This is a genomic window from Achromobacter sp. UMC71 (assembly GCF_014170305.1).
GTDB lineage: Bacteria > Pseudomonadota > Gammaproteobacteria > Burkholderiales > Burkholderiaceae_B > Achromobacter.
The window spans coordinates 146,358-172,470 of record NZ_LZZT01000056.1 but is presented as its reverse complement, the minus strand read 5'-3'; the positions used below and the strand labels follow the sequence as shown (position 1 = coordinate 172,470).

Below are 26,113 nucleotides of genomic sequence, written 5' to 3'. Positions count from 1 at the left end.
GATTCCGCGTATCGGGACGGAGGGCCCGGCCTTCAGGCAGGCCGCCGTCGCGCGGACTGGCGGCGTTCAACCCTCGGTGCCGCCCGCGCGCAGCCGTTCGCGGTATTCGGTCGGGCTGATGCCTTCCAGCTGGCGAAAGCGCCGCGAGAAATACGCCTCGTCCGCGAAACCCGCCGCATGCGCCACCTGGCTCACCTTGCGCGCTGAATGGGCCAGCAGGTCGCGGGCCAGCGCCATGCGGCGCTCGGCCACCAGCTCGGTGAAGGTCTTGCCCGTTTCCTTCTTCAGCAGGTGTGCCAGGTAATTGGGCGACAGGAACGCCGCCGCGGCTGCGTCGTTCAGCGTCAGGTTTTCGGTGATGTGCGCGCCGATATGCGCCAGCACCCGCTTGACGCTGCCGCGCCGGCTGCTGCCCGCGTGGTGGCGTGCCATATGCAGCAGGTCCGCCTCATGGCGCCCGCACACCAGGCCGATCAGTTGCAGCGTCAGCCCGCGGATCGTCGTCAACGAGCCGAAGCCGCGCCGCTGGTTCTCTTCGGTCAGGCGCTCGATCAGGTCCCGCACCTGGGCGAAAGCCTCTTCGTCCAGCTCGAAATCCAGGTATTCCTGGAACAGGAAGGGCGCCAGCGCCGGGGCCTGCGACACCGGCACCTCTTCCAGGTCCAGCGGGTCCACGGTCAGTTCCGGCCACAGGAAGCGCTGCGCGAAGTTGATGATCACGTAGCGCGCGCCCGGCGGATGCGGCACCAGGTGCACCCGGTACGGCAGCACGAAGCTCAGGCAGCCGCGCTTGAACGGCCGCACCGTGCCGCTGATGGTCTGGCGGGTATCGCCGTCCAGGTTTACCTGGATCTGGAAGTACTCGTGGCGGTGCGGCTGCTCCAGCGGCTCGCGCACCTGCTGCGCGCGGATATCGAAATCGAAATAATCCGCACGCTCGGCCATGCCGTAGGTCTTGATGGGGTTCATGCGGGGAGCGGAAAGTCGGGCGGTTGCATGGCGAGAATGTAGCGCCGGCGCGACGGCCGCGCCAGCCAGGAGCGATATTGTCCGGTCACCGGCCGTCCGGACCCCGCGCCCGGCCGCGGCGGCCGGATTGCGCTACCGTTGCAGATTCCGCAGCGGATTTCCCCTTTTTGCCATGACAGATTCCATTCCCTCCGGCTTTGCGCCCTGGCGCCCCAGCAGCGCCTTCATGCAACACCTGGCGGACCTGAGCGGCTTTTACCGGCGCGAGGCCGACGACGTGCTGGCCCTGCGCGTGGGCCAGGTCCACGGCAACATGCACGGCATGGCCCACGGCGGCTTCCTGGCCACGCTGGCCGACAGCGCCTTGGGATTTGTCATTGCGCACCGGTGCCAGGCCTCGGTCGTCACCGCGCAGATGTCGGTGGAATACCTGAACGCCGTCATGCCCGGCGACTGGCTCGAAGCGCACGTCACCATCGACAAACGCGGCAAGCGCCTGATCTACGCCACCTGCCGGCTGCAGGTGGATGACCGGCTGGTGCTCAAGGCCAGCGCGGTCTTCGCGGTGCGGCAAGCGGCCACGCCGACGTCGGACGGTTGATCGGGGGAAGGCAGCGCAGACTGGCCAAGCCAGCAGGCAGGCGGTGCAGGTGTCTTCCCGCGCGGCGGCCGCGCCAGCGGTCCGTGCACCGGCCGCCTACAGATAAGGCGTAGCCAGCCAGATCACCTTGTTGCGCAGGCGCTTGGCGAACGGCGCCTGCTGCAGATCTTCCAGTGTCACGCGGCGCGCCTTGCCCACCAGCGCGTCGATCTTCGCGCCGATCCAGCGCGCCACCGCCGGGTCGTAGATTTCCGTATCCAGTTCGAAATTCAGCCGCAGGCTGCGCGGGTCCAGGTTGGACGAGCCGACGTAGGCCCAGCCGTCGTCCACCGTCATCAGCTTGGAATGGTCGAACGCGCCGCTGGATCGCCACACCCGGCACCCCGTGCGCACCACCTGGTCCAGCTGCGCCGTCATGGCGTAGTCCACCAGCCGCAGGTTGTTCTTGCCGGGAATCACGATATCCACCACCACCCCGCGCCGCGCCGCCGTGGCCAGCGCGCCGATCAGCGGCTGGTCGGGCAGGAAGTAGGGCGACTGGATCCGCACATGCCGCTGCGCCACCGCCAGCGCGCCCAGCAGGATGCTGTGGGCGCTGCCCATGGCCCGGTCGGGGCCTGAGGGCACGCAGCGCATGGGCACATTGCCGTGTGGCGGCTGGGCGCTGGGATCGAACCAGGGGGCGGCTGGCAGCGATTCGTGGGTCGTGAAATTCCAGTCGTGCGCGAACACCGACATCAGCTGCGTCACGATCGGGCCTTCCACCCGGAAGTGCGTATCCACGTTGGTCGCCGCGCCCGCCAGCGCCGTGACAAACGCCGCCCGCACGTTCATGCCGCCCGTGAATCCGATGCGCCCGTCCACCACCAGCACCTTGCGGTGGCTGCGCAGATTGGCGTAGGGCATGCGCAGCACGCCCAGCGGATTGGTCATGAAGCGCGCCACCGGTACCCCGCCACGAGCAAGCATCCGCACGATCGGCGGGTGCGAATACTTGGAGCCGATCGCATCGATCAGCACCCGCACCTGCACGCCGCGCGCCTGCGCCTCGATCAGCGCCTGACCCATTTCGCGGCCGATCGCGTCGTTGTCGAAGATATAGCTTTGCATCGCCACCGCATGGCGGGCGCCGCGTATCGCCTGCAGCATGGCGGGATAGGCCTCGTCGCCGCCCGCCAGCGGCTGCACCGTATTGCCGCCCAGCAGCCGGAAACGGCTGACCCGGTCGCCCAGTACCTTCAGCGATGCGAACTGCGGCCCCGAGATCGGCGCGACGTCCACGCTCGGCGTTTCCACCTGCGCCGCGTCCACCAGCATGGCCTCGTCGCGTTGCTGCGACAGCCGCGTCTTGCGGATCCGGTTGATCCCCGCCACGAAGTAGGCCAGCGCCCCGAACAGCGGCGAAAACAGCGCCAGCCCGACCCAGCCGATGGCCGACCGCACGTCCTGCTTGGTCATGGCCGCATGCACGGCCGCGCCGGCGCCAGCCACCAAGCTGATGCCGAACACCATGTGCGGCCAATAAGCGATCAATAATTCGTGTAGGCGATCCATAGCTGCGGCGCGGGGCGGGCCTCCAAAAAGGGATCCAAAGCGTGTTCCAAGGCGCAAGGATAGCAAGGCGGCAGCGCGGTGCATCCCGGGGGCAACTGGAATTGTGACGGGTTCGGCACCGGGGGTTTTACACACGCGAAAAAAACGTGCTAGAATTCGGCCTCTTCGCTGCTGAACACAAAGCCAGACGCTTTATTTCAGTGGCAAAGAAAACCAGTGGTGGCTGTAGCTCAGTTGGTAGAGTCCTGGATTGTGATTCCAGTTGTCGTGGGTTCGAGCCCCATCAGCCACCCCAAGAATTCAGTATGAAAACAGGCACTTACGCGAAAGCGGAGTGCCTTTTTTCATTCCCGAATGGTGGCAAGATCCGACAATGGTGGCATGCGTCAGGCGCTGCCTTTGATCTTGACCACGCGCCGGCGGTCGTACACCCGCCTGGTGGTGGCCGGATTTGCATGGGTTTCCGGATTCTCGTCGCGGCCCACCAGCACCGTCACGTAGTAGGCGCGCAGGTCGTGGAAGGTGAATCGCTCCCGGCCTGGAACCTTGACCCAATCGGCCATGATCTTCGACCACAGGGCTTTGAAACCCTGCTCCGTGTATGGCTGCCCATCGCGGTTGGTAAACACGAACATCGATTCAGGGATCGCCGATTTCCCGTCGCGTGCGCGGCGATCCAGCTGGGCGAGCTCGGCAAACAACTGACGCAGCGCTGGCGTCCACTCGATCAGCCCCCGGCGCAATGCATCGCCCGCCTTGGCCTTGGCAAAGCCCACCGAAATGCCGGCCGTACCCATGTCGGTCTTGCGCAGCTCCAGAAACTCCACGCGGCGGCGCCCGGTGAGCGCGATGAACTTGGCCATCAAGCCAATGACGTGCGACGACGGGCCCTTCTTGGCCGCGGTGGCGCAGAAGGATTCGATCTCTTCCCAGGACGGGCAGCGCGAGCGCGGGCGCTCCTTGTTCCGGCGCACCTGTCGGCAGGGATTGGTCGTGGCATACCCCTGCTCAATCCCAAATTGGAAGGCCGATGCCAGGAACGCCATTTCACGGTTTGCCCGCACCGGCGCCGCAGCGCGCTCCACGCGTAGATATCGCGCGATGTGGGGCGGTTTGACGTCATCAACCTGCATAGCGGCGAATCGCTCCAGCACCTGCTTGCTCGCCGTGATGTAGTCGTCCTGCGTCTTGGGGGCCAGGTAGTTCTTGAAGCCGCCGCTGGCCATGTATTCCCGGATCAGCTCGCCCACGGTTCCTGTGTCCGGCGCGCGGCGCTCCATTTCCAGCACGCGCTTGATCGCCTCTGCCCGGTCATGGCCTAGGTTGATGTACTTCCGATCATAGGTGTAGTAGCGGAACGTCCAACCGCCTTTTGCACGGGGCCGAGCGTCCATGCGGGGCAGCAGGCCCAGTTTCAGGTTCTTAGTTCGCCTGGCAATCATGCCGCGCATCTCCAATTTGGCTCGGCGCCACCCTTTGGCCGACGCTTTTCCTCGCCCGACAGACGGGCATCATGGTACTCGCGCAGGATGCGCGGCCAGCCGTCGCCGGCAGCACGGGCGAAGGGCGAGCCGTTTCGTTCCAGCCAGCGGCAGGCTGCGGCGCGTGGCATAGCCGGTCAGCGCCTTGGTCTCATCTGGCGTGAGGTAGGGGGAAGCCATCTATCTCTCCTTCTTGTCGGTGTCGGCGCCCAGCGGCAGCGCCATAGTGTGCGCGCACTGCTGCCTCGGGATGGACTCTCCGGCAGGCGAGTAGGCCACGCAAATTGGGCCGCTGGCCGTGCTGCGCCATTCAACGGCCTCGCCGTGGAATGACCTGACCAAGATAGGGCAGTTATCATCCTGGTCCCGGGCGTAGGTGCCGCAGATTTCGGTGACGAACGAGTAGCCCACGGTGCCGTTGCTGGGTCTCCAGTGCTCGCCGGGAAGCGGCTCGACGTTCAGGACGAAGACGTCCACGGGCTTAGGGCCGAAATGCGGGTGGGTCCCGCGCACGCTTGTCGGGATCGCCGAGGCTTAGAACAGTCAGAATGGATTCAAGTCCCAGGCGCCTATGCTGATCGGCAATGCGGGCAACGCCAAGCAGGTGCTGACTAACGGCACGGACAAGCCTATGCTGGGCTTCGAGCGCATGACCGAGAACGAATACAAGCTGTACCTGGGCCTTTTCTGCAACCAGGTTGAAAGGAGGTTCGCGTGAAGTACGCGCACGAAGTGTTGGACTTGATGGAGGCGTATCCGGCGCGCTCGTTCAGGGTAGTTGGTACGGCATGCCACACGGGGCCAGCCTCTCACTGTGGTAGAGCGAGAAGCAGCCCGGAAGGCGGTGAAGCGCGTGCTGGATGCGCTGATCACCGCGGGAACCATCGCGGTAACTCAGCCGGCAGAGGTGTCTGGCGCGTCGGCAGAGTACTCTGTGTCCCGCTTCCGGGACATGACGGCCACAAAAGCGGGACAAGAAGCGGGACTATAAGTGCGGGTTCTTGCGCTCTAAAAATCAATGCCGATTGGCGCTGAGCTAGTGAGGCGATCTAAGTCCTTGGTTTGGGCGGGTGAGGCAAAGTCATGATGAATGAGTCAACCAATTCATCGGAGGTGATTCTGACCTGAAGCCCGCCGTTGATAAATAAGCCTTTTACATTACGAACAACCTCTTCCACTAAATCGTAAAAGCGATCCTTGTTGAGGACGGTATAAGGGGCCTTCCCCCAGGCGCCGTCCCATGGTGTGGGGGGAAACTCAACGACGCTTCCCCCAGCGCCGCGGGTCTCGAATGAGAAGCGATGAAAGGGGCCTTGAGCATTGCCGGCGCTATCTAGCCGTCCTCGGGTTGCAATGCTCCCATTGTGAACGAGCGCGTTCCGTAGGCCATACAGCGCCTTGCATTCGTCGCTGTCGCCCGGTATGTGGCTAAAGTGGTGAAGAGCCTTTTTAATGCCAGACCACGCTGGGTTTTCGGTGTGCATCTTTGCCGAATCGGCATAAGTGCTTCCGATTTGGTCGAGAGCTGCAAATAAGCCTAATAGGGGCAGAAAGACGCTAGTGTGGTTGTTCGCCTTTGCCGACCAAGACTCTGAAAGTGCAACGCCTAGAGTCGACAGAATTGCGTGAGATCGGCAGTGCGTCGTGGGGCGAGCATGCAAATGTATCCATATGAAATCATCATCCTTCAATGCTGCAAAGTCAGATGTGCTAATAGATGCTGGGTCGTATGGCATTCGTTGTGAGTCCGAGTTTGTGGGAAAGGGACATTCGACAGCGCGTTTGTGACAAGGTTGAGCCGTATGGAGTGCAGCGTTCAGCAATCCCCATTGGACATGCGCTCATTCCAGAGCCTGCCGAAATTGTAGTTAATCTCTTCCACCTTATAGTTTTCGTGGATGATTTTAACGATCGGCAGATCTCCGCCCTCGAAGCCGTCGCGCGAGGAAAGCGTTGCGCCTAGCGCAAGGATGTTTTGTTGCAGCGTGGCAAGCTCCTGGATTCGCATATTCGTTTCAACGATGGCGGCTGAGCCAGCCGCTAGACGAAGAAGGTTGATTCGCATGTTCGTGCCATACAGCCTCGCCGCGAGCTCCCTAATTTCGGCGATATGCCCTGCCGGGGTGGGGGCGCCATATAGCCGTCGGCATTCGACTCCGTCGGCCCAGCGCTCTTTTGCTAGAGGTTCCCATTTTGTGGGGGGAGCAGTTTTATCGACGTAGAACGCCCGTGGTTCTTCATGATTCACGTCAATTACGGGGGTCAAAAGATAGACCGTGCCGGAGCCATTAAAACGGCCCATGCTCGGGCCAGCGCTGACGCGCCTGCCGTCCGCATCCCCGCAAAGGCACACAGTCATTAGATCTTGCTTATTGATGGTCATTGGTATTGCCTCGCTGCTCAAGGTGGAATTGGAAAGATCTATTTTGTTACTGAATGGAATATATAGATAATGCCGCTGACACACAAACAGCGTCGTTTCGTGGGTGAGTACCTGGTTGATTTCAATGCCACACAAGCGTCGATAAGGGCCAGGTGTAGCCAGAAAACTGCTGGCCAGATCGGCGAGCAAAACTTGAAGAAACTTGAAATCGCCGCGGCGGTTCAGGAAGCCCTGGCGGCGCGTGCCGAGCGTACCGAGATCACTCAGGACATGGTCCTGCGCGAGCTGGCAATGATCGGTTTCAGTGATATCCACAAGGTCGTCCGCAGGGGCAAGACGGAACTGCGAGTCACGGAAGCCGGCGACCATGAGGGTGAAGTGACCGAGCCCTGTCACGGCCTGGCACTGGTGAGCGCGGACGATATCGACGACAACACCGCCGCGGCGATCTCCGCGATATCCGAAGGCCGCGAAGGGCTAAAGGTTAAGCTGCTTGACAAGAAGGGCGCGCTGGTCGATATAGGGCGCCACCTTGAAATGTTCAAGGATCGGGGGGAACACTCCGGCCCGGACGGTGGACCTGTCCCGACAATGCCCACGACGATCCAATTGGTAACAGTACGGTAAATCCAGACTCTAGGCCATCGGCGAATTGGACAGGAATTGCAATTCTGAACTCTCCTCAGTTAACGGGGTCCCCCTGCCGCGCCCACCGCCGCAACTGGGACGAACACCACCCAGCTTGCGACCACCGTATTTGTGCAGTCGGTAGTGTCGCAGGCACTCCCGGGGGCGATACATCACTCGCGATGACCACCGCTCCCGCGACCTCGCTCAGGCCAACGGCGCGGCTGTGTCTGTAGCCACTTATGCGGCGTTGGCAACAAACATTTATTGCGGCAACGCTCTCCATGCTACGGCCTCATTCGGGTATCGCTGCACGGATGCAGCCAATCCTGCAACGACCCGCAGCACCACTGGGGCCTATATCGTTCTTCCGAATCTGCGAGGGGAGTTCGTACGCGGCTGGGATGATGGGAAAGTGGGAAAGGCACCGCCCCCCGTCGCGCATTCGGGTCGAATCAGACTGACCAGCTCCAGAACCACAGCCACGCTCACGGTATCTTGCTAGCGGGACCACCACCGGTAATCAGCAATATGTGGTGAGCTCGTCCGGCAATGCCCAAAACACTCAGGGGATTTCCGGTTCCGGCGCAAACCCTGCCAACTTTGGTGCTGAACCTCTCCCGCGCAACGTCGCGCTGCTGGCGTGCATCAAATACTGATCGGGGATGAAATGGGAAAGATCGTTTCGCAGTAGGACTCCATGGGATTTCTGGTCGACCCCGTCACTCTTGATGAATCGCCTCTGAAGCCCGGGGTATATCTCATCCAGGGAGGGGCGAGCGACAAGGCTCCTCCAAGCAGCATTTAGGACGGTAAGCACTACAGCGTGAAGAACGGGGAATGGGTGTCGGAGGACATCCCGCCACCGGGCTGCTCCGGCGACAAGCACCAGGAATTGAGCCTAGTGTGACAAGGTGCACAGTGTTAGCCCGCTTCGGCGGGCATTTTTTTCGTCCATGTTGAACATATAAGCTCTTACGGGAAAAAAGTAGTTGGCTCTTCTATTCTTCGAAGCTCGGTTTTGGTCGTGACACTTGGATACAGTATGATTCTGCGCATTCCTTAGGAGAAGATGAATGGCTGAACTCGGGCAGAATGGCATACTGACTATCTCGACCCTTGAGGAGATTCAGGAGATTCTGGCCCAGGTGCAGTTGGGTCAGCAGTTTGAGTTTCCGAAGCAGATCGTCTTCGCGGGTGACTTGAGGTCTGTCGAGCTTCGCATAGAAGGACCGGATTTCCATCGCACCGTGCCGGGAGCGTTTGCACGAGGGTTGTGGGGATTCCAAGAAGAAATATATAGGGCGGTTGCTGCTGCTCTGTACAAGACTGACGATTTGCGTAAGCTATCCAAGGAAGATCTCGAGAACTTTAATCTTGTTTTCCACGTCAATGAAGGTAGCAGCGAGTTTGAAGCTGGTATCTCAGGCTTCTTGACAAAACTAGGCGAGGGGCTGAGCAACATGGATGACACCTACAAGCTTGTCGCAATCCTCGGAATCGCCGTGGTGCTGGCACTCGGGTATGCGGCGACTAAGATCGGGGCGGCTCACTACGACGCCAAGGTAAAGCGGCTGGAAATTGATGGGCAGATCCGCGTGGAAGAACTGCGCAGTCAAGGTGAAACGGCGCGCCTAGGGCAGGTTGCTGAAATCGTGGATAACGTCGTGAGCAAGTTGCCGGAGGTTGCTGCATTCAAGCATGCAACGGCTGAAGGAACGAAGCAAGCGGTGAAGGCGTCTCCAAACGTGATAGCGGCTTCGTTGGGTGTAGTGAGCTTCGATCAGGATGCCGTCAAGGAAATCAAAGCGCGATCCGCTCGCGAATCCACGGAACGTGATGTGGTTCGTGACTGGTTCTTAGTCACAGGGCATCGTCGGCCGCCTGGTGCTGACATGGCTCGTTTCTCCCTCAGCAACAAAAGTGGTGAACTTTCGGCAATTGTCGACCTCTCTGAAGGAGGGCCACTGTCGGCTGAGCAACGGGAGAAATTTTGGAAGGCGGTCCAAGAGCAGACTATGGTGTACCTGCAAGTCATTGTCAGTACGAAGGGGGGGCAGGTGAAGCAGGCGATCATCGACGATATGCCGGACCCCGAGCAAAAAGAGCAAGAGTAGACAGGCGAGCGTCTTAATCGACGCTGCCGATTTGATCATTTATTAACCCGCTTCGGCGGGATTTTTTCGTCTATAGGGGACGCGATTGAACATCCAAGGTAATCTCCTCATTTTTAGCGATCATCGTTTTTGCAGGGGGATTACCGGATCACCTGACCAGGCACGACCAACGTTGCCGTCCCGGATCCACGCCCGCCGGGCCGGGGCGCGATGCCTCTGGCTCAAAAATCAGAATTTTCCAATGGTGCTTTGAGAGACGCGCCCCGTAGATTGCTCCTGGAGAAGCCTCCCAGCCCGGTCGGGCTCTCGTCTTCAGGAGCAACGCTTGTATCCCATCACCATTGACTCTTTCTCCGGAACCAGCCTTGCCGTACTGCTTCATCATGGCTGCTATCACGAAATCGGCCCTGTATTCGAACGCGCCCTGACGCTGGCCACCGAACGGGGCCTGGCCGGCAAGAATGCCCAGGGCTATGGCGTCTACTTTGACGATCCTGAAAAAGTGCCGGTTGCCAAGCTGCGTTCCCTGGCAGGTGTATCCGTGGCGCCAGGCGCCTATCTGGGGGGCAAGCTCCAGCGCTTTGAGATTCCCGCGGGGCAGTATGCGATTCTGGACTACGCGGGGCCCGCGGCCGGGGTCATCAAGGCGTATCAGTGGCTGTTCGCCGAGTGGTTGCCGGCCAGCGGCAGGGAGCCGGCAGCGTTCCCGCTGTTTGAGCAGTATCTGTATGATCCGCGCGCCCGGCCGGAACCCTTGCGCGCCCGCCTATTCATGCTCTTGAAGTAAAGCCGTCACGGGACAGGCGATTCGAGTTGGGCTTGATTGCTCGGGCATGGGTGCCGATTCGATACCGCCTGTGATCCCCAGTGGCACGAAGATCGAACACGGCGCGAACGATGCCGCGCGATAGCGACTAGCCCCGTCGCACTCGTGGCTGACCGGGCAGCAGAGATCGTCAGATAGCGATGTTCTTGAGCAGTTTGTGTTCGAAGATGGCGCAGTAAAGATCTGCATCGTTCTTGATGCCGAGTTTTTTCATGGCCGCGATTTTCTGCGAGCTGATTGTCTTGATGCTGCGCCGGAGCTGTTCGGCGACTTTTCCCACCGGTAGTCCCGAGGCGCACAGTCTCAGTACTTCCAATTCCCGGGGCGACAGCCGTTCGAGCGGCGGATGATCCCCGCGGCCCTTCCGATACGTCTTCAGAATCGATTGCACGATCGGCGAGCAATAGGGCGTCTCGCCGCCCAGCGCATGCATGGCGTTCTCGATGTGTTCGAAAGAGTCCATCTTGCTCAACAACGCCGCGACGCGAAGTTCATATATCCGATGGATGAGCAGGGGGTTATCCACCATCGTGAGAATAATTATCCGGGTCTGCGGGTAGCGTCGCCTCACGAAATCGATCAGTGCCAAGCCGTCCGGCGATGATTCGTGCGGCATGGAGTAATCAGCGATCAGAACGTCACATTTGTGCGCGGCCAGAAGGTCGATCAACTCCTTGCCGTGCGAGGCCTGCGCAGTCAAACGGCAGTATGGAATCTGACGAATCGCCAGCTCGATGCCGGCACGGATAATAGGATGGTCATCTGCAATAACGACGTCGTGTTTCACAGCGCATGTCCGAGAGGATGGTCACGATGACGCTCATGATGGAGTGCGGGATGGGATATTTGAAGAAAATCCAGGATTTTTCGGAATATTCCTAATGGTTGTTACTTCGGCGAGGCACTTCCCGCTATGTGCCGAGCGGTGCGGCATATCGCGTTTAAACGCCTTTCGCAGACGGTAGGGCGCGTCGCGCCATTTTTTTTCGGATTTCTCTTACGTCGCGGTCGAGCATGATGGATTTATATTTTCGCTGCCGGTAAGCCCTTGGAAAAAAGCAGGGGCAGGCGTTAGTCAGTGCTGAAAATACCTCGCTAGCGCCATTGATCCGGCGACGGTTCTTGTGCCAGGCGGACCGGTTTTTTCAGTGTTTCCTTGGTCTACTTTAAGCGAGATTATCCAATCATGAAAAACATCAAGAAACTCCTGATTGTTGCGGTTTCCGTGAGTGGCGCATTTGCCGCCGGCACGGCGTTGGCTGCGGATGGCAACATCAGCTTCCAGGGTTTGGTGAATACCTCGCCTTGCGCCATTTCCCCGGCCAGCCAGAACATGACGGTCAATATGGGCAGTTGGAACACCGATTCCTTCACCGCCCAGGGATCGACGACCGCGGCGTCGAAGTTCACGATCGATCTGCTGCGTTGCAGCGCCGACAGAACGGCGAACGTTCGCTTTGACGGCATTGCCGATGCCGACGGCAATCTGCGCATCGGCGCGGGCGAAGTGATCTCGTCGGTCGCCCGAGGCATTGCGATCCAGTTGCAGGATTCGTCAGGCACGGCCATTCAGGTGGGGGCCGATTCGGGTAACTACGCCGTGCTCCGGGGTGATAACCAGCTGCAGTTCCAGGCGGCCTACATTCAAACGGCCGAGAACCCGGCGGCTGGCGGCTCGGCCGTGACCGCGGGTACCGCCAACGCCACCGCGCAGTTCACGGTCGCCTACAACTAAGTCCGGCGCGCTTCGCGCCAAGTCCTCATGCGGCCGGCGCTTCGCCGGCCGACTCCCCAGATGGTCATTGACCGCGCATTCCGGTGCGCGGCTGGATAGCTATCGCCTGTTTATTTGGAATGGAACCCCTATGAATCACGCTCGCCTCCGGTTGGTTTGCGCTGCAGGGTGCCTGCTTGTGGCATTGGTCAATGCGGCATCGGCTGCGGTCATGGTGGGCGGGACGCGCGTGATATTCGAGGAAGCGAAGCAGCAAGCGTCTGTTTCCATCAAGAACGACGGCAAGACGCCCTATGTGGTTCAAACCTGGGTCGATGCGGGAGAAGGCAATAACAAGACCCCGTTTTTCGTCACGCCGCCGTTGTCTCGCCTGGACCCCGGCAAAGAAAACATCCTGCGCGTCCTGCTTGCGGGCGAAGTGCGCCAGGATCAAGAGTCCGTCTATTGGTTGAACGTAAAGGAAATTCCGCCCAAGAGCGCGGGAGAGAACACGCTGCAGATCGCCATGCGGACTCGCATCAAGCTGTTCTACCGGCCGTCCGGCCTGCCCGGTCAGGCAGACCGCGCGCCGGCGCAGTTGACCTGGTCGTTCGTGCCGGATGGCGACGGACGGCGCATGGCGCTCAAGATCGACAACCCCACGGTCTATCACGTGACCCTGGCTACGCTGGATGTCGGGTCCGGCGCGGATCGGGAGGAACTGAAGCCCGACATGATCGCGCCCAAGCAGTCGGTCACGCTTGCGGTGAAGAGCGCGCCGCGCAATGGCGCCACACGCGTCACCTATACGACGATCAACGATTTCGGGGCGGTGACCCCAAAGATGTCGCTGCTGCTTGATGCGGATGGCCGTCTCGTCGCCGACGAATCGGCGGCGGATGCGCCTCAACGTTGAGCGGATGAATATGGCTGTGCATTCTGTTCATTCGCCGTGCCCGCCGGGCCGGAATCGATCTGGCCTGGCCGGCACATGGCTGAGCTGCACGCTGTTGCCCCTGACGGTCGCCTGGAGCGCGTCCGCGTGCGCTGCCGAATTGGCGTCGTCCGCGGCCGATGCCGGCGACGTGCAGTTCAATCCCGGATTTCTGGAGATCAATGGCACCGCGCCAGCGGATCTGTCGTTGTTCAGCAAAGGCAACCGGGTCGTGCCCGGTATTTACCGGGTGGATGTGTTCGTCAATCAGGCTTTCGTCGGGCAGGAGGAAATCCGGTTTGCCGAGGCGGGCGATGGGGATGCGGCGCCCTGCGTGACCCGGCAGCAATTGACTGCCTGGAAGGTCAATGGCGCCGCGTTTCCGGCCGTCGTTGCCGCGGCTGAAGGAGACTGCATCAATCTTGAGACAGTCATACCGGATTCAACGGTCGCCTACGAGGCCGCGAGCCAGCGGTTGTCTGTCAGCATTCCCCAGGCGGCGATGATCAATGTGGCGCGGGGCAGCGTGTCGATGGACCGGTGGGACAACGGCATCAACGCGGCGCTTCTGAATTATCAATTGAACTATGCGAATACCCGCGGCGGCTATTCGTCGGGTGCTCCAGCGGGAAATACGTATTTTGGCTCGCTCCGGGGCGGGGTGAATCTCGATGCCTGGCGGGTGCGCCATTTCTCGACCTACAACCGCGATCTGTCCGGCGCGTCCACCTGGCGCGCGATCGAAACCTACGCGCAGCGGGACGTCAGCGCCATCCGGGGGCGTGTGCTGCTGGGCGATGGCACGACGCCCAGCAATCTGTTTGACGGCATTCAATTCCGTGGCATCCAGGTGGCCTCGGACGAGCAGATGCTGCCAGACAGCCTGCAGGGCTATGCGCCGGTCATCCGCGGCATCGCGCAATCGAATGCCAAGGTCACTGTTCGCCAGAATGGCTACATCGTCTATACCAAATACGTGGCGCCGGGCCCGTTCGCGATCGACGATCTTTATCCCACGGCGACCAGCGGCGATCTGGAAGTGGTCGTGACCGAGGCGAATGGCCGGGAGACGCGGTTCATACAGCCGTTCTCGGCGGTGCCCACGCTGCTGCGTGAAGGCGTATGGCGCTACAGCGCCACGTCCGGCAAGTACCGTTCGGGCTACACACGCGCCAGCCAGCCGATTTTCGCGCAAGTCACCGTGGCCCGCGGCATGCCGCAGGGCTTTTCGCTGTATGGCGGGGCGATCGGCGCGGACGTCTACCAATCGGCGCTGGCGGGCGTGGGCAAGAATCTCGGCGATTTTGGCGCTGTGTCCGTCGATGCCACGCATGCGCGCAGCAGGGCGCAGGACAATCTCTGGCGCAGCGGACAGTCGTTGCGCATGTTGTACGCAAAGTCGTTCGTCCCGATTGGCACGGATTTTCGGATTCTCGGTTATCGCTATTCCACCGAGGGGTTCCGTACCTTTGCCGAAGCTGCCGAGCCAGGCGGATTCAGCGAGGACGGCCAGCGCTACCCCATGCAGCGCCAGGGCCGCCGCAGCCGCATCGAAGGCCAGATCAGCCAGCAACTGGGCGGGCTGGGCTACGCCTATGTGACGGCCCGCAATGAAACCTATTGGCAGGGCGGCGCGCCGGAAAGAACCCTGCAGCTGGGCTACAACACGGCTTACAGGCAGTTGGCGGTCGGTGCGTATTTCAACTACACGCAGATGGGCGGCATGCCCTCGAATCGGCAGTTCATGCTGACGCTGCAGATTCCGCTCGGATCGTCCAAGGCCTCCGCGCAATACAACCTGACCACCGAGTCCGGCGGGCGCACCAACAATCAGGTTTCGGTCTTCGGCTCGGCCTTCGATGACAGCCGCCTTGCCTATTCCCTCACGGCGGGGCAGTCCAATCAAGGCAGGGGCTCGAACACCAGCGCATCGGCGAGCTATCTGGGCCAGATGGCGCAGTTTGATCTCGGCCGGTCGCAGGGCAACGGCTATGGGCAGACCACGGTCGGCATGCAGGGGGGCGTGTTGCTGCATGACCGCGGCGTGACCCTGTCGCAGTCCCTGGGCGAGACCGTGGCGCTGGTCGACGCGCCCGCCGCCAATGGCGTCGGGGTCGAGGGGTATACAGGCGTGCGCACCGATGTTGCCGGCCGAACGGTGGTGCCCTATGTCCAGCCTTATCGCATCAACCGCCTGGCGCTGCGCACGGAGGATCTGGGCAGCAATGTGGACGTTGCCAACGCGGCGGTCGAGGTGATCCCGACCCGTGGCGCGGTGGTGCTGGCCGCCTACCAGACCACGGTCGGCTATCGCGTCATGCTCAATATCCGCGATGCGCGGGGCGAGGTGCCGCCGTTCGGATCCCTCATCAGCGATGACGACGGCAAGGAGGTCGGCGTGGTCGGTAACGACGGGCAGGCGTTCATCTCGGGTGCCAAGGAGCAGGGATTGATCCGCATCCGGTGGGGCGAGGCCGAGGGGATGCGTTGCGATGCGCGGTATGTGTTGCACAAGCCCATCGATGAAAACGCGCAATTCCAGCGCGCCGAGGCGACGTGCGCCAACAGGATTGACTAATTCTCGTAGGAATCAATCATGATCAAAGAATCCGCTATTTCGTCGCGGTACATACGAACGTTCGTCGCGGCCTGCGCAGGGCTGTCCGCCGGTGCCATGGGAAGCGCGCACGGCGCGGACACGGTCAATGCCAATTTCACGGGCAGGATCACCGCTTCGGCCTGCTCCGTGGTCAGTCCGAATATCAATCTCTCGCTGGGCACGCACGATGCCGCCGATTTCGACAGCCCGATCGGTTCGACGCGGGGCGAGCAATACTTCACGCTGGGAATCCGTTGCCCTTCCACGTCTGTCAGGGTGCTGGTGACGCCGTCCGCCTCGAACGTCATCTCGTCGAACATCGGCGTGTTCGGTGTCACGGGCGGAGCCACCGGCGTGGGCATCCAGTTGCTCGATTGGCGCAGGCAGCCGGTCAGCCTTGGAACCCAGACCGACTATGGCGACGGGCATGACAGCAACTGGGACCTGGGGTATTACGCCCGCTACTACCGCACCGGCACCAGCATTGGCGCGGGCAACGCCAATGGCACGGCGCAATTCACGATCCAATACCAATGAGCTCGCGCGATCAATGGCGAATCTGCCGCATGCGCCGCCGATACGTGCGCCAGGCATGGGTGGGCGGACTCTGGGCGATGCTGCTTGCGTTGTCCATGGAGACGCACGCGGATGTCAGCGCTGCATTCAATGGGCGCATTCTTGAAACCGCCTGCAAGGCCTCCGCGCCCTCTCAGGATGTCTTGTTGGGCGAGCACTACAAGACGGCGTTTACCGCGATAGGCAAACGGGTCGGGATCACGGATTTCACCGTCCGCCTGGACTGCACGCGAGGGCCGGGCACCCTCGGCATTTACCTGGAGGCCGCGCGGCCCGATCCCGTGGTGGCTGGCGCGATGGCCTTGAGCCCGGGCAGTACCGCGGCGGGCATCGTCATCCAGGTCATGGACGGCACCGGCGCGCCGATCACTTGGGGCGCGCCGATCTATGTGCAGGCGCCCGCGGGGGCGGGCAGCGCCTTTGTCTCTTTGAAAGCCGCCTACTACCAGAAGGCGGCGCCGAACAGAATCGTGGCCGGTTCCGCCAACGGGACGGCCACCTTTACGATCGTATACCGATGACTCATGCTCAATTCCTCTCGGCAGCGATGCTGCGCAACACGGCTTTCGCCTTGTCGGGAATCTGCTTTTCGGTGGCGGCCCAGGCCGCGCCTTTCCGTTGCCAGGCGCAGACCGTGGGGGTGTCGATCACCAGCCAGACCACGCAGGCGATCACGTTTTCCTTTCGCCAGGGCAGCGGAACGGGCGGCGCGCGGCCATGGATCACGCTCTACACGTCCAACAACAGGATGCTGCGCTCGGCAAACGGGGCGCCGGTCCAGTGCCAGGCGGGGGGCGGAACCTCGTGCACGGCGGTCTATACGCCTGGCGGTCCGGTCAGCACGCAGCTCTGGGCCGGGTCGTCATTGCGGCCGAATGCGGATAACCCGCTCTTCCATTCGTGGTGCAGCGGTCCGATCAATATCGATTTCAATCCGACGCCGCCCGGCTGCACGGTGACGGGCGGGATGAATAGAACGATTCCGTTGGGCGATTTCGGCACGCACCTATTCCGCAGCGTGGGCACCACGACGGGGGCCAGGCCGTTCAGTCTGGGACTTTCCTGCGAGGCCAACACCAACGTGACGGTGGTGGTGACGGCCGCCCGGGTTGCCGATGCCGGGCGCGGTTTGGTTGAAGTCTCTGGTGGTGCGGCCGGCGTCGCCATTCAGATACTGGATTGGGCGGGCAATCCGGTGCCGCTGGGGACGACGATTGATTACGGCAGGCACGGCCCCGGCTGGGACCTGCCGTACAGCGCGAGGTATTACCAGACGTCGCCTGGCGTGACCCCGGGGGGCGCCAATGGCGCGGTCACCATCACGCTGCAGTATCAATAGGCGGCGCCGTGGCCTGCGGCGGACGCCCTTCGGCCAGCAGACGGGTTTTGGGTCAGGTTATTTTATTTATAAAAATAAATATTACCTATGAAATATAAATTTGAGAAATTTCACCTGGGATTTAGGTGATTACCCGAATTTTTCGTTAAATAAGCCGTGTTTTTGACTTTTCTGGTGGTGATTTGTCGTAAAACTTGATTTCATTAGAAAAATAAAGCGCACCGAAACGCACCAAGCGACGCGCAATAACGGAGACACCATGAAAATCAAGCGTTCGATCGAACGGATCCCCGGCGGCATGATGCTCGTGCCGCTCCTCTTGGGATCCGCGCTGCACACCTTCTGGCCCAATACCGGCAAGTACTTCGGCTCCTTCACCAACGGCCTGATCACCGGCGTCGTGCCCATTCTGGCCGTCTGGCTGTTCTGCCTGGGCGCGTCGATCAATCTGCGCGCTACCGGCACCGTGCTGCGCAAGTCCGGCGCGCTGATTGGCGCCAAGCTCGGTCTGGCCTGGGTCGTCGCGCTCCTGGCCTCGCGCTGGTTGCCCGAGGGCGGCATCGCCACGGGCTTTTTCGCCGGCCTGTCGGTGCTGGCGCTGGTGGCGGCGCTGGACATGACCAACGCAGGCCTGTTCGCATCGTTGATGGAGGAATACGGCACGCGCGAAGAGGCGGGCGCCTCGGTGCTGATCGGCATGGAGTCCGGTCCGCTCATGACCATGATCATCCTGGGCACGACCGGCCTGGCGGCGTTCGAAGCGCATCACCTGGTCGGCGTGGTGATTCCGTTCCTGATCGGCTTCGCGCTGGGCAACCTGGACGAAGACCTGCGCGAATTCTTCAGCCGCGGGCCGCGCATGCTGATCCCGTTCTTCGCCTTCGCGCTGGGTAACACGATCAACCTGTCCGTCATTGTGGACACGGGCCTGCTCGGCATCGTGGTGGCGGTGGGGGTGATGTTGGCGTCGGGCGTGGCGCTGGTGATCTCGGACATCTTGATCGGCGGCGGCCGCGGGACGGCCGGCGTGGCGGCCTCCAGTACCGCCGGCGCCGCGGCGGCTACGCCCAGCCTGGTGGCGGCAGCCGCGCCGCAGTTTCAGCCGTGGGCGCCGGCGGCTACGGCTTTGGTTGCGGCCTGCGTGGTGATCACCGCGCTGCTGGTGCCCATGCTGACGGCCTTCTGGGCCAGGCGCATCGCGCCGCGCGTCCGCCCGGGCAAGACGGAAGCGGTGCCGGTCATGCGGGCCAGCGGGGTGTAGCGCGAGGCGTCAGCGGGGCCGCGCTGACCGCGCTGGACTCGGTCGTGGCCGTGCTATTGCTGATCAAGCCCTGGACCGGGATCGCCTGCGCGCACAGCTCTGGCATCAAGCCTTCAGGTGTTCATACAGGATAGTGGCGCCGATGCCGATCAGCGCCAGTCCACCCAACACTTCGGCGCGCTTGCCGGCCACGTTGCCGACCAGCCGGCCAATCATGACGCCCAAGGTCACCATCAGCATGGTCGCCAGGCCGATCGCCAGCGCCGTGACGGCGATGTTGTTGTCGATGAAGGCCAGGCTGACACCGACCGCCATGGCGTCGATGCTGGTGGCGAAGCCCGTGGCGGCCAGCAGCCAGAACGAATGGCGGCCGACCGGCGCGGCTTCTTCCTTGTCCGCGCCCAGGCCGTTGCGGATCATCATCGCGCCCAGGATACAGAGCATGCCGAAGGCGATCCAATGATCCCAGTCCTGCACGAATTGCGCGGCCATGGAGCCCAGGGCCCAGCCGATCACGGGTGTGATCGCTTCGATCACACCAAAGATCATGCCGGTGCGCAGGGCTTCGGACAAGCGGGGTTTATGCAGCGCGGCGCCTTTGCCGACCGCGGCGGCAAAGGCGTCGGTGGACATGGCGAAGGCCAGGACAATCGTGGAAAGGGCGTTCATGCGAGAGAAGCTCCGACCGGGCGAAACGCATAGACTTTTTCCCTATCGCCCGGTCAGAAGCTACGGAAAAGTCCATGGTCTCGCCAAACCGTATCGGTTGTTTGCGCCATGGCCAGGGGGGCCAAGAATGTTGACGCAAACGCTTTCGGACGGGCCGAAAGAGGCTACTCCCCAAAGAGGTCAGCCAGTGTACCAAAAGGCGCGTTGCACGGGCATGACGGCCCTCGCTCGCCGAGAGAGGGGGCAGGGCCGGCCGTGTGGCGGGTGGCGTCAGGTCAAGCGGGCCCCGTTGGGCACGTCCCGTTCTGGCGTGACCAGTACCGTGTGGTCGGCATCGTCAGCCAACCCCAGCACCAGCACCTCCGAGCGCACCGGACCGACCTGGCGCGGCGGGAAATTCACGATGCCCAGCACGCGCTTGCCCGGCAGGTCTGCCAGCGCATAGCGCCCGGTGATCTGCGCCGAGCTTTTCTTCACGCCGACACCGGCGCCGAAATCGATCGTCAACTTGTAGGCGGGCTTGCGCGCCTCGGGAAACGGATCGGCGGCAATGATTGTGCCCGCGCGGATGTCGACCTTCATGAAGTCGTCGAAGCTGACGGTGGGGGCAGGCGGCGTATTGGGGTCTTGGGTGTAGTGCATGATGAACGGATGCCGTGACGGGAAACGCCGATTATGCCGCGTGGCGCCGAACGCGCCTGGCAGGCGTTACGCCAGATCGATGGCGCCGTCCGTCACGGGCGTGGCCAGCAAGGCATCCAGGCTGATGACGGCGATGCGTCCGTCTATCGTGCCTACCGCCAGCGTGTTGTCGCGTGCGTCCATCGCGTAGATAACCGTGGCGATGCCGTGCATGCAAATCTTGGCGTCCAATTGCTGTTCGCCCGTTTGCGCGTCGAGCAGCATCAGGCGGCCATCCAGGAACGCCGCAGCCACCAGGCCTGCCGCGGTCAGTGGCACGATGCTCGTGGGCGACGCGCCGGTGGCGTGGCGCCAGACCACCTGGCCGCGCGCCAGGCGTTTGCGGAAGATAAAACCTTGGTAGCGGTTGTCGACCGTGGGCGAGTAATGCTTGCCGGCGATGACGACGCCCGGGCCTTGCGCGTCGTCGACGTAGGCGCCGCGGCACTCCATGGCGTGGCTGGCGTGGGTGCCATCGGGTTGCAGCAGCGGCCACAGGCGTTCGATGCGCCCGTCTGGATGGACGATGCACAGGTGCTTGCCTTCGTGCGAGCTGGGCGGCGTGCCTTGCAGGCAGAACAGCGCAGGTGCGCCGTTGATGCCGATGTAGTGGTTGAAGCAATCGTAGTGGCCGGCGTCCAGGCGCCGTTCGGTGGCCAGCGTGGCATCCAGCAGGACGTCGAAGGCGCGCGGACGCGTCGGCCCCATGCGGTCCTGGCGCCCGAGCAGGTGGCCGTCGGCGGCCACTGAAAACGTGTATTGCCCGGGATAATCGCGCGCGGCAATCAGCGCGTCGTCCTTCAGGACATACAGGCGCGAGTCGCGCCGGAAGATATCGGCCGGGTCGGGCGGGGCGATCGCATGCACCGTGACCGCCGCGCCGCGCAGGATTTCCGCGCCATGCCCGCCGCCTTCATGGCGGGCGATCAGCGCGCCTTGCGTGTCGTAGCGATCCAGCAGGCAGCCGTCGTGCGTGGCGCCCAGGGTCGTTGCATCCAGCCACGCAATATCCCAGATCGCGCTGCGCAGGGCCAGGTCGCGCACGCCCAGCCAGTCGGCCAGGCGGCTGGCCACGCCGGGATCCGGCGTGGGGGCGCCGCCGGTGCTGGCCGTGGCCTCGTCCAATTCCAGCGTCAGGGGGGTACGCACGCGCCAGGCCGCGTCGGTGTCGTCGGCTTGCACCCGGTACAAGGTGTCCAGGATCTGGTTCCAGTCGCCGTCGGGATCGCGCTCCCGGTCGCCCCATTCTTCGTCCCAGGGCCTGACCCAGGCTTCGAGGATGCCGCCGTCGTCGCGATAGCGGCAACGCACCACTTCGGGAATGGCCGCGTAGGGGCGGCGGCTCTTGCCGCTTTGCCAGTTCCAGAAAACCAGGTCGCCGTCGAACGAATAGCCGCCGTCGTAGCTGCCCGCGCCGATCGCGACTATCGGTTTGCCGGGGTGGAATGCCACGTCGTTGACCGGCAGGCGCAGCGCGTCATGGACCGCGAACGGCAGGGTTTCGCCGCGCCAGTACAGGCCGACGCGGTAACGCAGCGCCGCGCCGCCATAAGCGGCCCGGGCGCGCGGATTGGTCAGTAGCGGAAACGTCGAGGCCACGGCGGCGATGTCGCCGGCGGGGTTGAAGAAAACGCCGGTGATCCTGCCCGCACCGTGCAGCACGGGGTTCATGAACGGATCGATGCGAGCCGTCATGGCGTGCGCAGCAAGGGCGAATCGAACATCGCGGCGGGCGAGATGATAGGTTCTTCCCAAGGGATGGCCTCGCCGTAGCGTTCTTGCATCTTGGCGCGCACGGCCGGGGCGCTCAGGTCGAATTGCTTCAAGGGCTGCAGCGCGCCGATCTCGATGCCAAGCGCGCGCTGGTAGATTTTCCAGACCAATTCAGAGCAATAGATCTTGTCGTCGGACCAGCCGAACGCGGCGTCGTATGGCTTGCCTGCGTAGGTGGCACCGATGGCCGCCAGGCGGTCACGGGCCTGCGATGTGAGCTGCGACGCATCGCGCAGGCGCTTGACGACATAGGCGCCGCGCTCGCCTTGCGCGGCCCACGCGGCCAGCGGCGTATAGCGCACCGTGGCCGCGGCTTCCAGCACATAGGGGCGGCCTTGCCGCAGCACGATCATGCCCATGTGGCTGTAGGGCGAATGCGTGGCCTGCTGCACGGCCAGGCTTTGCGCGGATCGCGATTGCTGGAACACCAGGTCGCCCGTCTGCATGCCGGGCGCCGCTGTGGCAGCCAGCGACAGGGCGCAGAGCGCGCCGGTGGCGGTGCGGCGGATCAGGGTAAAGGCGGACAAACGCATGGGGGCGTGGGGGTAGGCGCTGTCAGCAGCGCTTCATGATTTGGCGGCGGCGGCCGCGGCGGCGATTTTCTTGGCGCGCGGTTTGGTGGCGGCCGGTTTCGAAGCGACGGGCGCGTCGAATTCCTGTTTGTTCCGTTCGCCCCGCGGGGTGTTTTCCGGATGGGGTTTGGGAAAGGCCCAGGGCTTCGTTTTCTGATCCATTGCTAGTACTCCTTGCACAGGCGGAACAGTAGCATTAGCTGTGGCCGTGGGTAAGTGAGGGTTGACGTCAATATTCATCACATCGTGATATGAACGGGGGGAATCGCGGCGGCGCGCGCGGGCGGTCTTGAAAGGCGGCAGCAAGCTTGGCGGCAAGGCCGGCCAGCTTATGGACAGCGGCGGCGGCGTCGGGTTCACTCGGCAGCAGCAGGGGCGCTTTTTTCAGCACGCTGCCGCGGGCCGCGAGGTCGCGGCGCGCAATTCTACCTTGGCGGCGCGGGCGGGCGTATCTCATCCGAAAGCAGCCACCCTGTAATGGACGCAACTCATCCTTCTGCGTCGCCGCAGGCATCAATCATGCGGGACCGGGCAGGAATACCATGGGGGCGTGCACATAGGGAGGAAACTATGGACACGACCAAGGAATGGTATGCCGCCGTCAAGGAATGGCAGCGCGCGCGGGACGAGCTCACCGCCGCGGTCGCCGCGATCAAATGGCCCAATCCCACACAAGGGTGCCTGGAGACCTATGACCGCGCTTATGCACACGAGACCAGCGCGCGCGAGCGCATGAACGAAGCTTACGAGCGCGTCCGAAAATGACCTGCGCGCGGCGGTTGTAAACTGCCGTACATGACGCAAATACGTTCCCCCCTGACGATCCGGCCGGCGCGCGCCGAAGACGCGGCTGCGCTCGAGGATGTGCTGACGCGTACCTACGAAGGCACCTGGCAGCCGCAGATGACGCCGGAAAAATACCGGCATTTTCTGGACAGCGGCAAGATCCCGCGATACGTGGCCGAGCGCGGTGCGCTGTTTCACGTTTGCGAGGTCGACGGCCGCGTGGCGGGCATGGTGGACTGGGAAAAGAACTTCATCTGGGCGCTGCACGTGCATCCGGACCAGCAACGGCGCGGCGTGGGGGCGGCGTTGCTGGCGCTGGCCGAATCCGGCATGCGGGCGGCGGGCTACGCAGACGCCCGGCTGGAAACCGATACCTTCAATACCCAGAGCCGGGCGTTCTACGGCAAGCATGGCTACGCCGAGGTCGACACCTATCCCGACGAAGAGTGGGACAGCGGCTTTACCACGGTGCTGCTGGTGAAATCCCTGGCGAGCTGAACCGCTCCGCCGCCTTCCGGCCGGTATCCTCGCCCGGAAGGCATTCTGGCTCCATGAAATGCAGGGTATATGGCTCTGGCTATGGGGCCAGGCCGGCGCTATCGTGTGTCTTTCTCCCCAAGACGCCCATTCCCGCCATGTACCTGCCGTCCGCTTTTCGCGAAGAATCGCCCGAGGTCCAGCACGATTTCATCCGCGCGCATCCCCTGGGGGTGCTCATGACCAGCGGGGAGGGCGGGCTGATGGCCAACCACATTCCCTGTCTGCTCTATCCGGAAGGCCCGCAAGGGGTGCTGCGCCTGCACATGGCCCGCGCCAATCCGCAATGGAAGGAACTGGCCGCGGGCGCAGAGTGCCTGGTGGTGTTCCATGGCGCGCAGGCCTACATCACGCCGTCCTGGTACGCGACCAAGGCCGAGACCCACAAGGTCGTGCCCACCTGGAACTTCGTTGCCGTGCACGTCTGGGGCACGCCCCAGGTTCACGATGATCCGTCATGGGTGCGTGCACAGATCGGCGCGCTGACCGACGCGCAGGAAAAGGCGCGGGCCCACCCCTGGCGGGTCGAAGATGCACCCGAAGACTTCATCGCCGCGCAGATGCGCGCCATCGTCGGCGTGGAAATCGCCATCTCGCGCATCGAAGGCAAATGGAAAGTCAGCCAGAACCGCACGCCGGCGGACCGCCAGGGCGTGGCGGCGGGCCTGGCCAACGAGCAGGGCGACGCCGTCATGGCCGGCCTGGTCGCGCGCCGCGGCGGGCTGGACTGATCCTGCCTGGGCCGCGCAACGCGCCGGCCCAGTGCATGGGATCCGGGTGTGTGCTGGCGCATCGCGCTCAGGCCGTGACTGCTTGCCGGCGCGCCGAGGCGCCGCGTCCCCACGCCAGGCAGGCGATTGCCGCCGCTTGCAGGCAGGCCGCCAAGGCCAGGAACCAGAACATCGAGCGGCTCGTTTCGCCCGACACGGACCGCAGCACGCCGAACACGGCCGGCGCGAAGGCATAGGCGCCCTGTGACACCGCCGTGATCAACGGCACCACCCGCAATGTGTCTTCGCGCGCGAACTCCGTCTGCACGATCAGCGGAGGCAGCGAGGTGGCGTTGCCGATGCCCGATCCGAACAACAATACACCCGCCCAAACGGCCCACGTGTGATCCGCGGCCAGCATCAGCACCAGCGAGCCCGCGATTTGCACTCCATAGGCCACGCAGGCGACTTTGCGCCGGTCGGCGGAGGGCGGCATCAGCCAGCCCACCAGCGTGCGCCCGGCAATCGCGCTGGCCGTGGCCAGCCCCATCGCGATGCCCGCGGTCTGCGCGCCCAGCAGCGGCGCCAGCAGCGAAAGCAGATGCGCGATCAGGCCGATCTGCGCGAACAAACCGAGCGTCATGCCCGCGCCCAGCGACAGGAACGCGCGGTCGCGCCACAGCCGCGGCACGAGGGGCTGCGCCGCGGCCGCCGCTTGCGTCGCCGCATCCGGCGTGGCGCCATCGGGCCATTGACCCAGTTGTTGCGGCGTGACGGCGAACACCTTGCGTGACAGTACCGCGATCAGGAGGACCATCGCCGCGCCCACCCACAGCGCGGCTTGCGGGAACCCGTAGCTGGCGATCAGGAACACCCACAACGGCGAAAAGATGACGCCGCCCAGGCTGGCGCCGTTGTACGCCATGCCCAGCACCGCGGGCCGGCGCCGCACGAACCAGGGCGCAATCAGGGCGTTGACCGCGGCTGGACCCAAGGTCACCCAGCCCATGCCGGAAAACAGTGCCGCTACATACAACTGCCACGGCGCGTCTGCCCGCGCCCAGCCCGAAACGCCCAGCGCCAGCAGCACCGCACCCATGAATGTCGATGCCGGCACGCCCCAGCGCCGGTACAGCCGCGGCAGGTTGGCCACCACCACTGCGCCGCACAGGAAGTGCAGCGTGACCGCGGCCGATACCAGCGCCACGCTCCAGCCCGTGCGTTGCACCACCGCATGCAGGAAAACAGGCGGGCCGTAGAAGCCCACGCCCCAGCCGAAGATGGCCAGGGCGAAGGTGGCATACAGGACGTTCCAACCGAAAAAGCGCGGTGCGTTACGCATGATGGGAGCCGACGAGGGGGCCGGCTGTCTTGTTGAGATGACTCGAAGTATGCTTGGGCCTG

At 63.1% G+C, this 26,113-nt stretch carries 29 protein-coding genes, 1 tRNA gene and 1 riboswitch; of the genes, 16 read left to right on the top strand and 14 right to left on the bottom strand.

Annotated elements, in window-relative coordinates; all coding sequences use genetic code 11:
- Positions 1-66: 66 nt before the first annotated feature.
- Positions 67-969 carry a helix-turn-helix domain-containing protein gene (locus A9974_RS27705; RefSeq protein WP_183007370.1) on the bottom strand — a complete coding sequence of 301 codons (903 nt, stop codon included), beginning with the start codon at positions 967-969 and terminating at the stop codon, positions 67-69.
- A 172-nt stretch (positions 970-1,141) separates the two neighbouring features.
- Here A9974_RS27705 and A9974_RS27700 point away from each other — a divergent pair, with 172 nt between their 5' ends.
- A complete protein-coding gene (locus A9974_RS27700; RefSeq protein ID WP_183007369.1) occupies positions 1,142-1,570 on the top strand; it encodes a PaaI family thioesterase in 429 nt (142 codons plus the stop codon).
- Positions 1,571-1,666: 96 nt separating this feature from the next.
- Here the strand turns inward: A9974_RS27700 and A9974_RS27695 are convergent, their stop codons facing one another.
- Positions 1,667-3,124 (bottom strand): phosphatidylserine/phosphatidylglycerophosphate/cardiolipin synthase family protein, encoded by a 1,458-nt coding sequence (locus A9974_RS27695; protein ID WP_183007368.1) that lies wholly within the window; start codon positions 3,122-3,124, stop codon positions 1,667-1,669.
- 219 nt (positions 3,125-3,343) lie between these two features.
- Here A9974_RS27695 and A9974_RS27690 point away from each other — a divergent pair.
- Positions 3,344-3,419: transfer RNA gene (locus A9974_RS27690), tRNA-His, on the top strand.
- A gap of 91 nt (positions 3,420-3,510) precedes the next feature.
- On the opposite strand, the gene A9974_RS27685 is transcribed toward A9974_RS27690, so the two are convergent.
- The 3 genes from A9974_RS27685 to A9974_RS27680 are packed head-to-tail and all read right to left on the bottom strand — an operon-like array spanning position 3,511 to position 5,082.
- Entirely contained in the window at positions 3,511-4,566 is a 1,056-nt protein-coding gene (locus A9974_RS27685; protein WP_183007367.1) for a tyrosine-type recombinase/integrase, read from the bottom strand.
- Positions 4,563-4,736 (bottom strand): DUF4224 domain-containing protein, encoded by a 174-nt coding sequence (locus tag A9974_RS29705; RefSeq protein WP_220806146.1) that lies wholly within the window; start codon positions 4,734-4,736, stop codon positions 4,563-4,565. Before A9974_RS29705 ends, A9974_RS27685 begins: the two co-directional genes overlap by 4 nt.
- A gap of 49 nt (positions 4,737-4,785) precedes the next feature.
- A complete protein-coding gene (locus A9974_RS27680; RefSeq protein WP_183007366.1) occupies positions 4,786-5,082 on the bottom strand; it encodes a hypothetical protein in 297 nt (98 codons plus the stop codon).
- Positions 5,083-5,176: 94 nt separating this feature from the next.
- Between A9974_RS27680 and A9974_RS27675 the strand changes: the two genes are divergently transcribed.
- On the top strand, positions 5,177-5,323 hold the full coding sequence (locus A9974_RS27675; protein ID WP_183007365.1) for a hypothetical protein: 147 nt from the start codon (positions 5,177-5,179) through the stop codon (positions 5,321-5,323).
- A 331-nt stretch (positions 5,324-5,654) separates the two neighbouring features.
- On the opposite strand, the gene A9974_RS27670 is transcribed toward A9974_RS27675, so the two are convergent.
- A complete protein-coding gene (locus A9974_RS27670; RefSeq protein ID WP_183007364.1) occupies positions 5,655-6,089 on the bottom strand; it encodes a hypothetical protein in 435 nt (144 codons plus the stop codon).
- Positions 6,090-6,421: 332 nt separating this feature from the next.
- Positions 6,422-6,988, bottom strand: a complete 567-nt coding sequence (locus A9974_RS27665; RefSeq protein ID WP_183007363.1) for a hypothetical protein — start codon at positions 6,986-6,988, stop codon at positions 6,422-6,424.
- Between the two features lie 69 nt (positions 6,989-7,057).
- On the opposite strand from A9974_RS27665, the gene A9974_RS27660 reads away from it, so the two are divergent.
- The 3 genes from A9974_RS27660 (at position 7,058) to A9974_RS27650 (ending at position 10,519) form a co-directional block, all read left to right on the top strand.
- Entirely contained in the window at positions 7,058-7,615 is a 558-nt protein-coding gene (locus A9974_RS27660) for a terminase small subunit (protein WP_183007362.1), read from the top strand.
- Positions 7,616-8,691: 1,076 nt separating this feature from the next.
- The gene (locus tag A9974_RS27655) at positions 8,692-9,732 is read left to right on the top strand and encodes a hypothetical protein (protein ID WP_183007361.1); all 1,041 of its coding nucleotides are present in this window, start codon (positions 8,692-8,694) and stop codon (positions 9,730-9,732) included.
- A gap of 325 nt (positions 9,733-10,057) precedes the next feature.
- Positions 10,058-10,519 carry a GyrI-like domain-containing protein gene (locus A9974_RS27650; RefSeq protein ID WP_183007360.1) on the top strand — a complete coding sequence of 154 codons (462 nt, stop codon included), beginning with the start codon at positions 10,058-10,060 and terminating at the stop codon, positions 10,517-10,519.
- Positions 10,520-10,688: 169 nt separating this feature from the next.
- Here A9974_RS27650 and A9974_RS29700 read toward each other — a convergent pair whose 3' ends face one another.
- Positions 10,689-11,345, bottom strand: coding sequence for a response regulator transcription factor (locus A9974_RS29700; protein WP_183007359.1), 657 nt, complete (start codon positions 11,343-11,345; stop codon positions 10,689-10,691).
- A gap of 399 nt (positions 11,346-11,744) precedes the next feature.
- On the opposite strand from A9974_RS29700, the gene A9974_RS27640 reads away from it, so the two are divergent.
- From A9974_RS27640 to kdgT, 7 genes are all read left to right on the top strand, one after another.
- Entirely contained in the window at positions 11,745-12,293 is a 549-nt protein-coding gene (locus A9974_RS27640; RefSeq protein WP_183007358.1) for a fimbrial protein, read from the top strand.
- Positions 12,294-12,423: 130 nt separating this feature from the next.
- Positions 12,424-13,188: a molecular chaperone gene (locus A9974_RS27635; protein ID WP_183007357.1), complete on the top strand. Its 765-nt coding sequence runs from the start codon at positions 12,424-12,426 to the stop codon at positions 13,186-13,188.
- The gene (locus tag A9974_RS27630; RefSeq protein ID WP_255468346.1) at positions 13,172-15,784 is read left to right on the top strand and encodes a fimbria/pilus outer membrane usher protein; all 2,613 of its coding nucleotides are present in this window, start codon (positions 13,172-13,174) and stop codon (positions 15,782-15,784) included. Before A9974_RS27635 ends, A9974_RS27630 begins: the two co-directional genes overlap by 17 nt.
- A gap of 18 nt (positions 15,785-15,802) precedes the next feature.
- Complete coding sequence (locus A9974_RS27625) at positions 15,803-16,342, top strand: fimbrial protein (RefSeq protein WP_183007356.1); 540 nt, start codon at positions 15,803-15,805, stop codon at positions 16,340-16,342.
- Positions 16,339-16,902, top strand: coding sequence for a fimbrial protein (locus tag A9974_RS27620; protein WP_183007355.1), 564 nt, complete (start codon positions 16,339-16,341; stop codon positions 16,900-16,902). Before A9974_RS27625 ends, A9974_RS27620 begins: the two co-directional genes overlap by 4 nt.
- Positions 16,899-17,720 (top strand): fimbrial protein, encoded by an 822-nt coding sequence (locus A9974_RS27615; protein ID WP_183007354.1) that lies wholly within the window; start codon positions 16,899-16,901, stop codon positions 17,718-17,720. Before A9974_RS27620 ends, A9974_RS27615 begins: the two co-directional genes overlap by 4 nt.
- 259 nt (positions 17,721-17,979) lie before the next feature.
- Complete coding sequence (gene kdgT, locus A9974_RS27610; RefSeq protein ID WP_183007353.1) at positions 17,980-18,981, top strand: 2-keto-3-deoxygluconate transporter; 1,002 nt, start codon at positions 17,980-17,982, stop codon at positions 18,979-18,981.
- A gap of 105 nt (positions 18,982-19,086) precedes the next feature.
- Here the strand turns inward: kdgT and mntP are convergent, their stop codons facing one another.
- The 5 genes from mntP to A9974_RS27585 form a co-directional block, all read right to left on the bottom strand.
- Positions 19,087-19,650, bottom strand: coding sequence for a manganese efflux pump MntP (gene mntP, locus A9974_RS27605; RefSeq protein WP_183007352.1), 564 nt, complete (start codon positions 19,648-19,650; stop codon positions 19,087-19,089).
- A 13-nt stretch (positions 19,651-19,663) separates the two neighbouring features.
- Positions 19,664-19,835, bottom strand: a riboswitch (yybP-ykoY riboswitch).
- 85 nt (positions 19,836-19,920) lie between these two features.
- Positions 19,921-20,292, bottom strand: a complete 372-nt coding sequence (locus A9974_RS27600) for a tRNA-binding protein (RefSeq protein ID WP_183007351.1) — start codon at positions 20,290-20,292, stop codon at positions 19,921-19,923.
- Between the two features lie 66 nt (positions 20,293-20,358).
- Positions 20,359-22,026 carry a hypothetical protein gene (locus A9974_RS27595; RefSeq protein ID WP_220806145.1) on the bottom strand — a complete coding sequence of 556 codons (1,668 nt, stop codon included), beginning with the start codon at positions 22,024-22,026 and terminating at the stop codon, positions 20,359-20,361.
- On the bottom strand, positions 22,023-22,637 hold the full coding sequence (locus A9974_RS27590) for a YiiX family permuted papain-like enzyme (protein WP_183007350.1): 615 nt from the start codon (positions 22,635-22,637) through the stop codon (positions 22,023-22,025). The genes A9974_RS27595 and A9974_RS27590 overlap by 4 nt, the downstream gene beginning before the upstream one ends.
- 33 nt (positions 22,638-22,670) lie before the next feature.
- Complete coding sequence (locus A9974_RS27585) at positions 22,671-22,838, bottom strand: hypothetical protein (RefSeq protein WP_183007349.1); 168 nt, start codon at positions 22,836-22,838, stop codon at positions 22,671-22,673.
- A 408-nt stretch (positions 22,839-23,246) separates the two neighbouring features.
- On the opposite strand from A9974_RS27585, the gene A9974_RS27580 reads away from it, so the two are divergent.
- The 3 genes from A9974_RS27580 to A9974_RS27570 all read left to right on the top strand — a co-directional run bounded on the left by A9974_RS27580 (position 23,247) and on the right by A9974_RS27570 (position 24,730).
- A complete protein-coding gene (locus A9974_RS27580) occupies positions 23,247-23,441 on the top strand; it encodes a hypothetical protein (protein ID WP_183007348.1) in 195 nt (64 codons plus the stop codon).
- 30 nt (positions 23,442-23,471) lie between these two features.
- Positions 23,472-23,960 (top strand): GNAT family N-acetyltransferase, encoded by a 489-nt coding sequence (locus A9974_RS27575; RefSeq protein ID WP_183007347.1) that lies wholly within the window; start codon positions 23,472-23,474, stop codon positions 23,958-23,960.
- Positions 23,961-24,097: 137 nt separating this feature from the next.
- Complete coding sequence (locus A9974_RS27570) at positions 24,098-24,730, top strand: FMN-binding negative transcriptional regulator (RefSeq protein ID WP_183007346.1); 633 nt, start codon at positions 24,098-24,100, stop codon at positions 24,728-24,730.
- 67 nt (positions 24,731-24,797) lie between these two features.
- On the opposite strand, the gene A9974_RS27565 is transcribed toward A9974_RS27570, so the two are convergent.
- The gene (locus A9974_RS27565) at positions 24,798-26,051 is read right to left on the bottom strand and encodes an MFS transporter (protein ID WP_183007345.1); all 1,254 of its coding nucleotides are present in this window, start codon (positions 26,049-26,051) and stop codon (positions 24,798-24,800) included.
- Between the last annotated feature and the right edge of the window lie 62 nt (positions 26,052-26,113).